1 rRNA gene is annotated in these 204 nt (G+C 52.9%); it reads right to left on the bottom strand.

The window, feature by feature from the left end:
• A 16S ribosomal RNA gene (locus M3175_RS26260) occupies positions 1-204 on the bottom strand; the annotation flags it as partial.

The raw sequence follows: 204 nt of genomic DNA, 5'->3' as shown, positions 1-204 counted from the left end.
AAACCATCTTTCTGCTTTTCTACATGTGTAGACAAGAATTATCCGGTATTAGCCCCGGTTTCCCGGAGTTATCCCAGTCTCATAGGCAGGTTGCCCACGTGTTACTCACCCGTCCGCCGCTAATCTTTGGGAGCAAGCGCCCAAAGATCCGCTCGACTTGCATGTATTAGGCACGCCGCCAGCGTTCGTCCTGAGCCAGGATCA

Origin of the sequence: Robertmurraya korlensis (genome assembly GCF_023715225.1) — a bacterium.
In the GTDB taxonomy this organism is placed as follows: domain Bacteria; phylum Bacillota; class Bacilli; order Bacillales; family Cytobacillaceae; genus Robertmurraya_A.
The sequence above is the reverse complement of the archived record's forward strand: the minus strand, read 5'-3'. Positions and strand labels throughout refer to the sequence as shown.